The sequence below is a fragment of the Limnobacter alexandrii genome (assembly GCF_005871185.1).
Taxonomy (GTDB): Bacteria; Pseudomonadota; Gammaproteobacteria; order Burkholderiales; family Burkholderiaceae_B; genus Limnobacter; species Limnobacter alexandrii.
In genome coordinates, this window is record NZ_SWKN01000009.1 from 87591 (window position 1) to 100990 (window position 13400).

The 13400-nt window shown below is 52.7% G+C and carries 12 protein-coding genes and 1 tRNA gene; 11 read left to right on the forward strand and 2 right to left on the reverse strand.

The features are described 5' to 3' along the window. Positions 1 to 15: 15 nt before the first annotated feature. Positions 16 to 1569 carry a WS/DGAT/MGAT family O-acyltransferase gene (locus FCS97_RS12195; RefSeq protein ID WP_138518708.1) on the reverse strand — a complete coding sequence of 518 codons (1554 nt, stop codon included), beginning with the start codon at positions 1567 to 1569 and terminating at the stop codon, positions 16 to 18. Positions 1570 to 1705: 136 nt separating this feature from the next. Here FCS97_RS12195 and ybgC point away from each other — a divergent pair, with 136 nt between their 5' ends. The 11 genes from ybgC (at position 1706) to FCS97_RS12250 (ending at position 11821) form a co-directional block, all read left to right on the forward strand. Next, the gene (gene ybgC, locus FCS97_RS12200) at positions 1706 to 2110 is read left to right on the forward strand and encodes a tol-pal system-associated acyl-CoA thioesterase (protein WP_138518709.1); all 405 of its coding nucleotides are present in this window, start codon (positions 1706 to 1708) and stop codon (positions 2108 to 2110) included. Positions 2111 to 2153: 43 nt separating this feature from the next. Next, complete coding sequence (gene tolQ, locus FCS97_RS12205; protein WP_138518710.1) at positions 2154 to 2831, forward strand: protein TolQ; 678 nt, start codon at positions 2154 to 2156, stop codon at positions 2829 to 2831. 49 nt (positions 2832 to 2880) lie between these two features. Then, complete coding sequence (tolR, locus tag FCS97_RS12210) at positions 2881 to 3309, forward strand: protein TolR (protein ID WP_138518711.1); 429 nt, start codon at positions 2881 to 2883, stop codon at positions 3307 to 3309. Further along, positions 3306 to 4223 (forward strand): energy transducer TonB, encoded by a 918-nt coding sequence (locus tag FCS97_RS12215; RefSeq protein ID WP_212746488.1) that lies wholly within the window; start codon positions 3306 to 3308, stop codon positions 4221 to 4223. The genes tolR and FCS97_RS12215 overlap by 4 nt, the downstream gene beginning before the upstream one ends. 14 nt (positions 4224 to 4237) lie before the next feature. Further along, entirely contained in the window at positions 4238 to 5575 is a 1338-nt protein-coding gene (gene tolB / locus FCS97_RS12220; RefSeq protein ID WP_138518712.1) for a Tol-Pal system beta propeller repeat protein TolB, read from the forward strand. Between the two features lie 57 nt (positions 5576 to 5632). Next, entirely contained in the window at positions 5633 to 6157 is a 525-nt protein-coding gene (gene pal, locus FCS97_RS12225; protein ID WP_138518713.1) for a peptidoglycan-associated lipoprotein Pal, read from the forward strand. Positions 6158 to 6175: 18 nt separating this feature from the next. Beyond that, positions 6176 to 6922 (forward strand): tol-pal system protein YbgF, encoded by a 747-nt coding sequence (gene ybgF / locus FCS97_RS12230; protein WP_138518714.1) that lies wholly within the window; start codon positions 6176 to 6178, stop codon positions 6920 to 6922. 85 nt (positions 6923 to 7007) lie between these two features. Beyond that, positions 7008 to 8123 (forward strand): YeeE/YedE family protein, encoded by a 1116-nt coding sequence (locus FCS97_RS12235; protein WP_138518715.1) that lies wholly within the window; start codon positions 7008 to 7010, stop codon positions 8121 to 8123. A 67-nt stretch (positions 8124 to 8190) separates the two neighbouring features. Beyond that, positions 8191 to 8267: transfer RNA gene (locus FCS97_RS12240), tRNA-Met, on the forward strand. A gap of 307 nt (positions 8268 to 8574) precedes the next feature. After that, on the forward strand, positions 8575 to 10863 hold the full coding sequence (locus FCS97_RS12245; protein ID WP_138518716.1) for a galactose oxidase-like domain-containing protein: 2289 nt from the start codon (positions 8575 to 8577) through the stop codon (positions 10861 to 10863). Beyond that, the gene (locus FCS97_RS12250) at positions 10850 to 11821 is read left to right on the forward strand and encodes a hypothetical protein (RefSeq protein WP_138518717.1); all 972 of its coding nucleotides are present in this window, start codon (positions 10850 to 10852) and stop codon (positions 11819 to 11821) included. Before FCS97_RS12245 ends, FCS97_RS12250 begins: the two co-directional genes overlap by 14 nt. Here the strand turns inward: FCS97_RS12250 and FCS97_RS12255 are convergent. Beyond that, complete coding sequence (locus FCS97_RS12255) at positions 11818 to 13386, reverse strand: ArnT family glycosyltransferase (RefSeq protein ID WP_138518718.1); 1569 nt, start codon at positions 13384 to 13386, stop codon at positions 11818 to 11820. The genes FCS97_RS12250 and FCS97_RS12255 overlap by 4 nt on opposite strands. Between the last annotated feature and the right edge of the window lie 14 nt (positions 13387 to 13400).

Below are 13400 nucleotides of genomic sequence, written 5' to 3' on the forward strand. Positions count from 1 at the left end.
CGCTCAACGACCCAATCAATCCTCAGCCGCTTTCACCGGCTTCCCCGCACCAACCTTGGCCGTGGCAGGCTTTCGCGCGACGGGCTTTTTGACTGCTGCTGGCCGCTTTTCGGTTGCTGTTTTAACAGCAGGCTTGTTGGTAGCCACTGGCTCCGCCTTCTTGCTCTCCCACTTCACACCCAAGGCAGCTTCCAGTTCTTCCAAAGCTTCACCGGTATAAACCGACAAACGCTGCATAGAAGGCAGTGCATCGTGGTCGCCCGTAAACGCCACATTGAATTGCCCCGAATAACTGACCACTGTGATGTTCAGTGCCTGCCCGTGGGGAATCAGGGAAATCGGATAGAACTGCTCCAGGCGGCAACCTGAAAAATACAAATCACGTGAAGGGCCTGGCACATTGGAAATAACTGTGTTGAAAATCGGGCGGGTCAAACCACCCAAGCCCGACACCAATTGCAGCATCATCGGCGCCATCAGCATGATGGTGTAATTGTTGATCGCCTCCTTCGGCATTGCTTGCAAATTGGCTTTGGCCAATTGCGTAGAGCGGCGAATTTCCTTCAGGCGCGTCAGCGGATCGCTTTCGGTGGTGTACAGGTTGGCGATGATGAAGCTGATCGCATTGCCACCATCCAGGTCATCAGCCGGCCGAACAGAAACAGGCAGACCCGCAGTCAAAGACTCGGACGGCAAAGCGTCGCGCTCCAGCAAATAACGACGAATCGAGCTTGAACAAATCGCCAGAAAAATATCATTCACACTCACCTTGGCAGCTTCGGCCACGGCGCGAATACGCTCCAGCGGGTAAGTTTGCGTGGCCAAGCGGCGGGCTCCGCCCACGCGTTTGTTCACAATCGACTTGGGGCCAGAGAACGGCGTCGCCAAGGCTGGGTCAGTGGGCTTCACGGCTTCACGCATCAAGTCCATCAATGCACGGCCAGCCGCAGGCAGGGACTGCCCGCTCAGCTTGGCAGCCTCCCAAGCTTCACGGGCCTGGTCGGCGAAATGCTGTTGCTCGTTACTCTTCTTTTTGCGACTGATAGTACCCACAGACCATGGCGCGGGCAACGTCATGCTTTCTTTCGCAGACTTGCCGAAAATACGTTCCATCAAGCGCATACCACCTACCCCGTCCATCAAGGAGTGATGCATTTTGGTGTACAAGGCAAATCGGTTACCATACAACCCCTCGATCAAATGCATTTCCCAGAGTGGTTTGCGAAAATCGAGCGGATGAGAATGCAAACGGGAAATGAGCGTACCCAGTTCGCGCTCGCCACCGGGTGCCGGCAAAGCGCTGTGACGGAAGTGATAATCCAGATCAATTTTGTCAGCCTCAATCCACTTGGGCATCAAAGTCAGCAGTCGGGGGCTGGACAACCTGTAGTTGAAAGGCGGTGCGAATTCCACTGAATTTCTAAGCAATTGCACAATGCGACCGATTGCCTGCTGCGTGGTTTCTCCCTCGGGCACGGCAAAAATAGCCATGCTGCCCACATGCATGGGTGCTTCTTTCGATTCAACGTATAACCAGGATGCATCCAGCAAAGGGATATTTCGTGCCATGTCAGCGGTCTCCACTTCTCGTTGTTATTTGAATATGAATATTTAATTAATTTAATACCGGCAGGATCCCACAACCCCGAGAGGCAGCCCTTCTCCTGCTTACAATATCGTTAGCATACTAGAGACGGGCCATTTCATGACATTCAAGTATTCACTGCGCGTTTATTTTGAAGACACCGATGCTGGCGGCATCGTCTATTACGGCAATTATCTGAAGTTCATGGAACGGGCCAGAAGTGAATGGTTTCTTCAACAAAGTATTGGCATGAAATCACTCATGGAAGACCATCAATTGGTCTTCGTTGTCAGTCGCACCGAACTGAACTACCTGCGGTCTGCTAAACTTGAGGACATACTTGAAATATCAACGGAACTTACTGAACTTAAGCGGGTTTCTGCAGTCTTCAAGCAAACGGTAACGCGCAACGGCGAGGTACTTTGCGAGGGTAAAACCAAAGTGGGCTGTGTCAACACTGAATCTTTGCGGCCCAGTGCAATTCCCCCCGCCGTTTACGCGCAACTCAACCAATTGATGCCCTAGTGCGTTACAACAACCAAATCATTTTCCTTACTGCGGATTGTTAATGGATATCTCTACCGACATGTCATTCATTTCCCTGATCGCACAGGCCAGTCTGGTTGTACAGCTGGTCATGTTGATTCTGGTCATGATTTCCCTCATTTCATGGGCCACCATTTTCAAGAAATGGGCAGTACTGAAGCGCACCAAACAACAGGCCGACAAGTTTGAGGAAGAATTCTGGTCGGGTGGTGACTTGAACACGCTGTTTCAGCGAGCCGGCATGCGCCGAAACGAAGCTGGCCCTCTCGAACGTATTTTCGAAGCCGGCATGAGCGAGTTTCTTCGCGCCCGCGACAAAAAAGGCCTGACCGACTACTCCCTGATTATTGATGGTGCCCGCCGTGCGATGAAAGCAGCCTTTCAGCGCGAAAATGAAATCCTTGAACGCAACCTGCCCTTCCTGGCATCGGCTGGTTCAGTCAGCCCTTACATCGGCCTGTTCGGCACGGTGTGGGGCATCATGCACGCGTTTGTGGGCCTGGCCAACGTACAGCAGGCCACACTTGCCTCAGTGGCACCCGGCATTGCCGAAGCGCTGATCGCGACTGCCATTGGTCTGTTCGCGGCCATTCCGGCCGTGGTGGCCTACAACCGCTATGCCAACGACATCGACCGTTTGTCCACCCAGTTTGAGTCTTTTGTCGAAGAATTCCTGAACATTCTTCAACGTCAGCACTAACGAAGGTAATGAGGCCCGCAATCGCAAACAGTAACAGGACATTCAAGCCATGAAAGCCGAACTCGGACGAAAATCCAGACGCGCGATGAACGAGATCAATGTGGTGCCCTACATCGATGTGATGCTGGTACTGCTCATTATTTTCATGGTCACGGCGCCAATGATTACCCCGTCGGTGATTGACCTGCCATCCATGGCCAACACCAACCCGCCCAAACAAATGCGCCCAATCGAAGTCACTGTGCGCCAGGTGGGCAACTTGGTGGTGAAAGACATGAAAACCAACAAAAGCACGGAAGTAAGCCTGGATCAACTCGCCGCTGAAGTGAAGAAACTTCAGGCCGACGAGCCAGATCGCCCCGTGGTGATTTCTGCCGAAAAAGCCATTCAATACCAGGCTGTGGTCGATGCAATGGACGCCCTGCAAAACGCGCAAATCCAGAAAGTGGGCCTGTTGGTGAAGCCAAAAAGTAAATGAGCATCGATTTAACCCGTCCACGCAACGGCTGGGAATTTACACCAGCCCACCAAGCACTGCTTTCCAAGATGAGCAAGGAAAGCGGGCTAGAGGCACGCCTTGAACCACCAGTGGATCACACAGGTGAAAAAGCGGGCCTGACGGTGTCTGTGTTCGCGCACTTGGCGCTGGTTGCATTTTTTGTAGTGGGACTGAACTGGAATACCGAAGAACCCGCAGCTTTTGAGGCGGTGTTGTGGTCAGAAATGCCGGCCAATGAACCAGTTGCAGTTCAACAACCCAAACCGGAGCCTGTGCCCGAACCACCCAAACCCGAGCCAGTGGTTGAAACTCCGCCACCGCCCAAGCCCGTGGAACCGCCAAAAGCGGATATCGAGTTGCCCAAGCCCGAGCCGAAGAAAAAGCCAGAACCCAAGCCTGAACCCAAGCCCGAGCCGAAGAAGCCCGAGCCTAAACCAGAGCCCAAGAAACCGGAGCCGAAAAAACCTGAGCCCAAACCAGAACCCAAGAAGCCCGAGCCAAAGCCCGAGCCAAAAATCGATCCAGAGCTGGCCAAGAAACTTCGGCAAGAAGAGCTGGCCCGAATCATGGGTGGTTCGCCAAACACAGGCAGCACCTCAGCGGGCACCAGTCGAAACAAGGCACTTTACAGTGATCGAATTCGGCAGTACGTGCGCAGCAAACTGGTTTTCCCGGGGGCCGACTCTGTGGACGGAAACCCCGAGGCTGTATTCGAAGTCAGGCAACTTCCCAACGGGGAAATTGTCTCTATCACACAGAAGAAAAGCAGTGGATTGCCAGCGTGGGACAGCGCTGTAGAGCGGGCGTTACAACGCTCTAGTCCACTACCCAGGGCCGAAGACGGTTCAGTTGAACCGGTGCTTGTCCTCTCATTTCGTCCAAAAGACGTTTAATTCATAGTGAAACAATGAACTACGCCAACCAAGCCATGTATTTACAACCGTCAATTGCACTGTGGACCCGTTTTCGGCGCGCTGCATGCTCCCTCTTTGCCGCGGCCACTTTGCTGGCCACTGCCACTGCTGCACAAGCACAACTGAAAATCGACATTACCGGTGTGGGAGCGAATCAAATCGCCTTCTCGGCCGCACCGTTTCAGGGCAATCAAGGCTTGCCCGAGGACATTAAAAAGGTAATCGAGGACGATCTGGTCCGCAGTGGTTTCTTTCGCTCGATCAATACCACCAGCAATGTGGAGTTGAATGAATCCACCCTGATTGATCCCACGGCCTGGAAATCAATTGGCGTTGATGCGTTGATCGTGGGATCGGTCAAAAAACTGCCTGATGGAAGGCTGGATTTGCGCTTTAACCTGCACGACACAGCCCAGCAAAAGTCACTGGGCAAGTTCAGCTACGTGATCGCGCCCTCCGCCTTGCGCCTGCACGCCCACAAAATCGCTGATTTTGTATACGAAAAAATGCTGGGGGAGAAAGGGGTATTTTCCACGCGCTTGGCTTATGTTGAGAAAGCACCGGGCCGTTATCGCCTGATTATTGCCGATGCCGATGGTGCCAACCCTCAGGTTGCGCTGGCGTCCAAGGAGCCCATCATCTCTCCCGCCTGGTCCCCTGACGGCACGCAACTTGCATATGTTTCCTTCGAAACTCGCAAACCTGTTGTATTTGTTCACACCCTTGCAACAGGTCGCCGCAAGGCACTGGCGAATTTCAGAGGCAGCAACAGTGCCCCTGCCTGGTCCCACAATGGCCAGCAGCTGGCAGTGGTGTTGACCAAAGATGGTGGATCGCAAATCTTCTCGATGAGTGCAGATGGTTCTGGCCTGAACCGACTGACCAGCACGGGTGGAATCAACACCGAGCCTGCGTACAGTCACGACGGCCGAAGCATTTATTTCACGTCTGATCGTGGAGGTGGCCCACAAATTTATCGAATGGGTACAAATGGTGGTGATGCATCACGCGTGACATTCGAAGGTGGATACAATATCTCGCCTCGAATTAGTCCCGATGACAAAACATTGACATATGTCACTCGTCGAGACGGGCAGTTTCGAATTGCCGCGCTGGATTTGGCGAATGGCACCGAGATGCTGCTGACCAATACGGGGCGAGACGAAAGCCCGAGTTTCGCACCGAATGGCCGCTACATTTTGTACGCGACCAAGCTGGGCGGCAAAGGGACCCTTGCCGTGGTGTCAAAAGACGGACGAATCAGGTACACCTTGAGCAGTTCTGGCGCTGACATTTCGGAACCCACCTGGGGCCCGTTCATAAATGATTGATTTTGAATTTGTTTTAACTGGTTTTACACTAAACATTCTTTAGGTCTGGAGAAAAAAATGAAACACTCAATGGTCAAGTACTTGGCGATTTCAGCAATGGTGGCCGTTTTGGCCGCTTGTAGCTCTGCCGTTCCCTTGAACGACAAGCCCACAGTCGAATCCAAAACCGGCACAGCGCCTGGTTCTGACGGCCGCGCCGTACCCACAGTCACCCCTGGCGATGCTGACCCGCTGAACGACCCACAAGGCGTACTGGCCAAGCGCAGCGTGTACTTCGACTACGACAGCTACAGTGTCAAGTCAGAGTACCGTGAGCTGGTTCAGAACCACGCCAAATACCTGGTTGCCAACCCCAACCGCAAAGTTGTTGTTCAAGGCAACACCGACGAACGCGGTGGCGCTGAATACAACCTGGCATTGGGTCAACGTCGTGCTGACGCAGTGAAAACACTGATGCTGGCTTTGGGCGTGAAAGAAGGTCAAGTTGAAACTGTAAGCTTCGGCAAAGAAAAGCCAAAAGCAACTGGCAGCAACGAAGCAGCCTGGGCTGAAAACCGTCGTTCCGACATCGTTTATCAGTAATCAAGGAGCCCTTTCGAGATGACCGTCAACTTCAAGCGACAAGCCTGGGCAGTTGCCCTCTTCTGCGCCTTTGCATCCAACTCCGCGTTTGCGATTTTTGATGATACCGAGGCACGCAAGGCAATTCTGGACTTGCGCCAGCAGGTGAAAGCGCTTGAAGACCGCGTGGCTCGAATGGAAGCCTCCAATCAGGGGCAGCTGTCACTGGCCCAGTCCCTGAGTGACAAAGACCGAGAGATCGCCCGCTTGCGCGGCGATCTCGAAGTTGCCAACAACAACATTCGCAAACTTCAGGAAGACAATCGCCTGCTGTATACAAACCTGGACGATCGTCTCAAGAAACTTGAGCCGAGAGCGCTTCAGCTCGATGGCGAAGAACTCACTGTTCCCCCGGAACAGTTCAATGATTACCAAGCTGGTCTTGATCATTTCAAGGCTGGTAACTACAAAGACGCAGCCCTGCAATTTCAGGATTTCCTCGGCAAATACAAACAAAGCAAGCTTGAACCGCAGGTTCGCTACTTTTTGGGCAGCACCCAATTTGCGCAAGGTGAATACAAAACAGCGCTGGTCACTCAACGCGACCTGGCCAAAGACTTTCCGGACAGCCCGCGCGCACCAGATGCCTTGTTGAGCATGGCCAGTTCGCAATTGGAGTTAAAAAGTATTCCTGGTGCCAAGAAAACCCTTGGTGAACTGATCACCAAATACCCGGGCAGCCCAGCTGCCGAGAGCGCAAAGGCACGGTTGGAAGCGTTGAAATAATCGCTCGAAAGTAATCACCCCCCAACGCCCGCAAACGGGCAGACACGGTTAAAATACCGGCACTTCAATACAAAGGTGCCGGTTCATGGAAGAGATCAACCTCAGCAGCATCCAAAGCACTGTGCTTTGGGCCACATTTGCAGTGGGCCTGGCCTTTGGCGCCATATCTCATCGCAGTCACTTTTGCACCATGGGTGCCATTGCCGACGCCTTCAATTTCGGTGACTGGAACCGCATGCGCATGTGGTTGCTCGCAATCGCTGTCGCGGCACTTGGCCTTCAAGGCTTGAGCATTACAGGTCAAGCCAACCTCAACGACACCATTTTCCTGAACAATCAATGGTCTTGGTTATCGGGTATTGTCGGTGGCTTGCTGTTTGGCGCTGGCATGGTGCTGGCATCAGGCTGTGGCAGCAAAACACTGATTCGCCTGGGTGCCGGTAATTTGAAAGCCCTGATGGTGTTTGTGATCATGGGAATTACTGCCTACATGACCCTCAAAGGGGTGTTTGGTGTATTTCGCGCCAACTACCTGGATCCAATACGCTTTGAATTCAGCAACAGCCCCTATTTGCCCGAACTTTTGGCCAATGCCTTTGGTGCGGAACCAGCCGCGATGACTCAAGTTTTGGCCATTGTCTTGCCCTTAATCCTCTTGATCGTGGCTTTGGGCAGCAAATCGGCCTGGAACAAAGAAGTGATTGTGGGTGGTGCAGGCGTGGGCCTAACCATCGTGGCAGCCTGGTGGGTTGTGTTTCAAGTGGCCTACATTCCTGAACACCCAGACACCCTTGAAGCGGCGTATTTGGGCACCTATGCCAACAGGGCCGAAGGCTTTAGCTTTGTCGCGCCTTATGCTTACACACTGGAATGGCTGATGTTTTTCTCAGATGTGACTCGCGTACTCACTGTGGGCGTAGTCGCTTGCTTCGGTGTCATTCTGGGTGCCACCGCCAGTGCCTTGCTGGAAAAATCATTCCGCTGGGAGACATTCCAGGGGGTTGAAGACACCGCCAATCACACCGTAGGCGCGGTGTTGATGGGCGTGGGTGGCGTGCTGGCACTCGGCTGCACGGTTGGACAAGGTCTAAGTGGCGTAAGCACCCTCTCGCTTTCCTCGTTTGTGGCCTTGGGCAGCATTGTTGCTGGGGCCATGGCTGCCTTGAAATATCAAATGTGGCGCGTTGAGCGCATGGTTTAACTTTGATGACAAAGAAGTAATGAAGCTCTTCTTTTTTTAAGAAAGCTCGGTTATACTCTCGGTCTTCGGCGAATTAGCTCAGCCGGTTAGAGCGACGGAATCATAATCCGCAGGTCCGGGGTTCGAATCCCTGATTCGCCACCAAACAAGAAACCCCTCAGTGAAAGCTGAGGGGTTTTTTCTTTTCCGCTCAACTGTCTACTTTGCTCACAAATCTTTCTCATCTCGCACACAAGCATCGCGTCTGTATAGGTTGCATTACTATTTTTTATTGGTATAGCGACGATTGTTCAAAACCATAATCACGGTTATTATTTTTAGAAAGATGCATCTAAAAATGCACTTCAACAGTAACAACTGTTAACACAGGCAAGAAGGAATAATCGCAGTACCTTGATTGCTGCGCCGACTCCTTCTTCTACAAAAACAGCTTGCTAGGAGGAGATGACACGTGTTCAAGCTGAATAAACTATCTGCAGTAATCGCCATTGGATTGGGAACTGCATTACCCGTACAAGCCGGTCTGCTCGACGACCTGATCGGCGCCAAGTTCAACCCAGTTAGCACCAGCAAAGGAGTTGCGCCTGAAGGCCAGAAAGGCACGTTCAGCCAACCTTTCGCAGAGCCGTTTGTGTATGAACGCTCTGTGGCCGACGACAACAATCCCGACTTGCAAGGAATTCGCACCGACAACAAGTGTGAGGGCATTGGCGCGAACGGCAAGCTGCGCTGCAAACCAGCAGCAGGCACAATCTCGATGTTGCCCAATGGAGACTTCCTGTATTTCAACGCGCTTGAAGGCACGGAAGATTTTGAGTTCAGCATTCTGGTGGATTTTGGTCAAAAAGCCATCAATGACCAGACCCGCGTGATGCAGATCCCCAAAGATGCAAACGCAGCAAACCTGTGGACACGTCCAACCGATGTTGATTCTGGCGCCAATCCGGACGGCTATGAGATCACCGAACTGATCCCGGGCTTGACCAACAAGGAGACCAACAGCGCCGACGGTGCCCTCTTCTGTGCGGACGTGGCCATGCTGGCCGATGGCCGCATCATGGCGGTGGGCGGAACTGCTTACTACAGCGAGCCCGGCAGCAACTTGATCGGCTATGGCCTAACCGAACTGGAAGGCCTGAAAAACAGCCGCGCGTACAACGCCAATACCAATACATGGAGCCAGCTGGCAGACATGAACTTTGGTCGCTGGTACCCAGCGCTGATTACCCTGCCCGACAGCAAGATGTTTGTTGCAAGTGGCGTAACCAAACTGCTTAAGCCTATTTATCCACAGGCTCCCGAGCAGAGCGGCCGTAACGTTCCACAAACCGAGACCTATGACCCGGCAACAAACAAGTGGACAGTGAATGCAGAAACAGCACAGCGCTCTCTGCCGCTTTACCCACGCTTGCATCTGTTGCCCAACGGTCACGTTTACTACAATGCGGGCGGCCAAGCCTTCAACCCGTTTGGTCAGGCTTATGACCAGCCATTGTGGAATATTGCGGCCACTTACAATCCAGCCAACCAAACCTGGTCTGATCTGGCCTATGCAGGTTTCCCTTTGAAATTCAGCGATGCTGGCCTTGAGTCCCTGACCCAAATCCTGAATCCGTTGACTGCTCCCAACGCCGCCATGAGCGCACTCACCAAAACCTTGATGAGCGCACCCATGAAGAGCCCACAGGCCCTTCAAAAACTGCTGAGCACAGTGAGCACAGGCAACCCAGAGCAAATGGTTCAGAAGGTTGTAGGTTCTGGCATGCGCGGATCTACATTTTCAGTCATGATGCCTCTGCGCCCCAACGCTCAGGGCCAGTACAAGGAAGCGAGCTTCCTGACAGCTGGTGGTGTTCTGCCACTGGTGGGCTTGACCTCTCCAGGCGGATACGTGGCCGTGGCTGCATCACGCATTGACACAGTGAAAACCGAAGGTGACAACATTGTCGATTACCAGAGTGAAGTGACTGGTTCCCTCAATGAAACCCGTTGGTACGGTTCAGGCGTGTTGATGCCCGATGACTCCGTGATGGTGTTCAGTGGCGGTGACCGCGACGGTGTGGCAGCACCCGGCGTGGAATTCCCTCGCAAAACAGCAGAGCGTTTTGACCCTGTTACCAAGAAGTGGACTCAAATGGCTGTGGCCAACAACCCCCGTACTTATCACAACACCGCCTTGTTGATGCAAGACGGTCGCGTGCTGATCGGTGGTCACGCGCCAATTTCCACGCTGTACCTGAAAAACATCAATCTGGCAGCATTCGGTTTTTCACCCAACGACGGTCGTGACCCATCTTTCGAGATCTACTCACCACCTTACGTGGGTAACCCGAATCGCCCCAACCTGATTGGTTTTGCAGGCGGCAATGCAACTCCCGCGGGCAATGGCAAAACAATGATGCGCGAATTCCGCAAAGGTCAACAAGTGACTCTGGAAATGGCACCAGGTACAGACATGAGCAAGATTGACTCTATCACCCTGGTACGCCATACAGTGACAACCCACTTGACCGATGCTGACCAACGCACCGTTGTCATTCCCAAAAATCAACTAACCATGACAGGTCAAAGCATTCGTTTTAATATTCCGGACCAAGCCGCTGTGGTTCCACAGGGTGCCTACATGACCTTCGTACGCGCCAAGCAAGCGGATGGTTCACTGTTGCCATCCAAAGCTGTCAGCTTCATGTTGAAGCATGGCAATGGACAAGGAGTGATGACTGCCAATGCCCGTCGTTAAATCGAACTGGGTGAAGAAAACGCTGGGCGCCTGCCTGGCGTTTTCTTTTTCTACCCTCATAATTTCAAGCCCCTTTGTTGGCAACACAGCTTTCGCACATGCTGAACACGGCTCGGAAGGTGGCGTACCCACCGTAAGCCCGAAAGCCAAGTTGCCCAAAGGAATTTCATTGCAAGTGGTTAAAACCAATGCCTATCAATTTGCGCTGGCCACGGACGGACAACAGCGAATTGAAATACTGGGCGAAGACAAACGGGCGTTTTTGCGTTTCGACCAAGACAAACTGTATGCTGACCTGAACGCAAGCGGCTGGCACCGTTCCAGACAACCCGGCGGCGGCCCGATACCCGACCGAATCAAAGACAACCCGAAGTTGGAACCCAATTGGGTACTCTTGGACAAACAGCCGGGTTATGGCTGGTACGACCCCCGTTTGATCAAAGAAGATCTCGCGCATTTCAATCTGGGCATGGTGCGCAATGGCAAACCACTCAACGTCAGAATTGAACGTATCGAGCCCGAACCCATGACCGGCTACTGGCGACCTCTTCTGGTAAATGAGCCTGAATTTGCAGGATTGAACGCCATGGTGCCAGGCCTGAGCGGCAATGCTTTCATGCTCAGCCGCATGGGTACTGCACAAGGTGAGTTTCAGGTGCTGGATGACCAGGGTTTACCGTTCATCGAACTTCGCAAAGACGGAGTTTGGCTGAACAGCCAGCACGCCTGGGCAAACTCGGTGGAGTTGTTTCACAACCCCGGCACCGAACAGGCGCCATGGGTGAAGGTGTCAGAAACCGGAACGGTGACCTACGCTGACCCAAGACTGGATCAAAAACCGGCAAAGACATCGGAAACTGGCAATTGGCAGATACCGGTCAAATTGAAAGAAAGTGAGCAACAAAACCTGCTGAAAGGCGAGCTCAAATGGCAAACCATTGTTGAGAACACCAATTAATTGTTAACCGCCTGGGGCACCAGGCGGCATTCTTCCTCAAATCCGTATTTGCGCGCAAACGGACAATCCAGAACTGGCAAAGCACGTGGAATTTGATAGTACTTTTCCACAGCCTCACGCAGCACCACATCCCTGAATCGTTGGTAATTGAAATTGCTGCCATCCACAATCGTGAAGGGCACACCCCCAATAGTTTGGGTTGTCACTGAAACATCACTGAGATAATCCGTGTAAAGCGCCGGGTCAATCGGCTTGGCTTTGGCGACGATGCGAATGGGTTTACCCTCCATTTCACGCCAATCCACAAATGTATCGTCGTTGCGTGCATGGTATTTTCCTGGGCCAAACACGGGAACCACCTTGCCATAATGGTAGGTCATCAAAGCGGCGGGCGAGTAGGCGATGGTAGTGAGCACCCCATCAGCGGGCATGTCGCGGCGAAGCTCGGCAAGAATTTCAGGCATATGCCGGTGAAAAAGCACATCCTCCTGGAAATCCTTTTTGGGCCAAACCGACACATCGGCGTGCATCAACAGGCCAAACAACACCAGGTGTGGAATCGACAACACGGCGTTAAAACCGACGTAACGCTTCATCCAGACGCCTTGAGTGCACAGCGCCAAAAGTACAAATGCAATGGGCAAAAAACCCAGCACCCAGTGCAGACCCACTGTTTTCTCAAGGGAAATTAGCAGAAACAAACCCAGCGGAACCAACAAAGCAAACGCCAGCGCACCATGGCGCAACCACACCCGGCTGCCCTTGAGCAAACTCCACAAAGCCCATGGCGTAATCAGGTAAAGCATCATACCCAGGTAGGTGAGCACAGTGCCCCAACCCAGCTGGGCGTCGTCGTGCCGGTTCACCAGATTGAACATGATGTTGTTCCAGCAGTTGTGCAGGTTGTAAGCAATGTTCACGCTGGCAAATGGCAGGACACCAGCAAGCAATAGAAAAAGGTACTTGAAACGCTGTCGCTGAAACAGCAAATGAAATCCAAATGCAAAGCCCAACAACACCGCAAAGTATTTCGACAAAAAAGCCAGACCCAAAAAGCAACCAGCGAGAAACATGCCTGCACCAGACTCGGCACGAATCGCTTTCACATAGGTATAAATGGCAAGCCCCATGAAAAATATCAAGGGCGTATCAGTTGTTACGAACACCGCAAACCAGGACACTGGCATGGACAAATAAACCGCACCGGCCAACCAGGCTCTGGATTCCTGATCGCGTGGCAATAATTCGCGCGCAAGAAGCACCACACCGAAAGCAACAACCGTAGTCAACAGCATCGTCAAGCTGCGAATAACGATGGGCTCGTTGCCCACATGGCTCAGCGCCCACAGCCACCAACCCACCATGGGCGGATGGTCGTAGTAGCCCCAATTCAGGTCGGTCGACCACAAGTGGAAAAAAGCCTCATCACCGGTCATTGGAAAAAACCAGGCCAGCCAAATCTTGATAAAAGCCGTGATCACTACAACCCAGATAAAAAGGCTTTTTGCAGACTTGAGTGTCAGTTCAGGTGCTCGCTGATTCGACAATGAAAAATGACTAGACATGTATGTTGGGTAAC

Coding starts and splice junctions, on each gene's coding strand:
- FCS97_RS12195 (WP_138518708.1), bottom strand. CDS start 1,569: ATGGCACGAAATATCCCTTTGCTGGATGCATCCTGGTTATACGTTGAA.
- ybgC (WP_138518709.1), top strand. CDS start 1,706: ATGACATTCAAGTATTCACTGCGCGTTTATTTTGAAGACACCGATGCT.
- tolQ (WP_138518710.1), top strand. CDS start 2,154: ATGGATATCTCTACCGACATGTCATTCATTTCCCTGATCGCACAGGCC.
- tolR (WP_138518711.1), top strand. CDS start 2,881: ATGAAAGCCGAACTCGGACGAAAATCCAGACGCGCGATGAACGAGATC.
- FCS97_RS12215 (WP_212746488.1), top strand. CDS start 3,306: ATGAGCATCGATTTAACCCGTCCACGCAACGGCTGGGAATTTACACCA.
- tolB (WP_138518712.1), top strand. CDS start 4,238: ATGAACTACGCCAACCAAGCCATGTATTTACAACCGTCAATTGCACTG.
- pal (WP_138518713.1), top strand. CDS start 5,633: ATGAAACACTCAATGGTCAAGTACTTGGCGATTTCAGCAATGGTGGCC.
- ybgF (WP_138518714.1), top strand. CDS start 6,176: ATGACCGTCAACTTCAAGCGACAAGCCTGGGCAGTTGCCCTCTTCTGC.
- FCS97_RS12235 (WP_138518715.1), top strand. CDS start 7,008: ATGGAAGAGATCAACCTCAGCAGCATCCAAAGCACTGTGCTTTGGGCC.
- FCS97_RS12250 (WP_138518717.1), top strand. CDS start 10,850: ATGCCCGTCGTTAAATCGAACTGGGTGAAGAAAACGCTGGGCGCCTGC.
- FCS97_RS12255 (WP_138518718.1), bottom strand. CDS start 13,386: ATGTCTAGTCATTTTTCATTGTCGAATCAGCGAGCACCTGAACTGACA.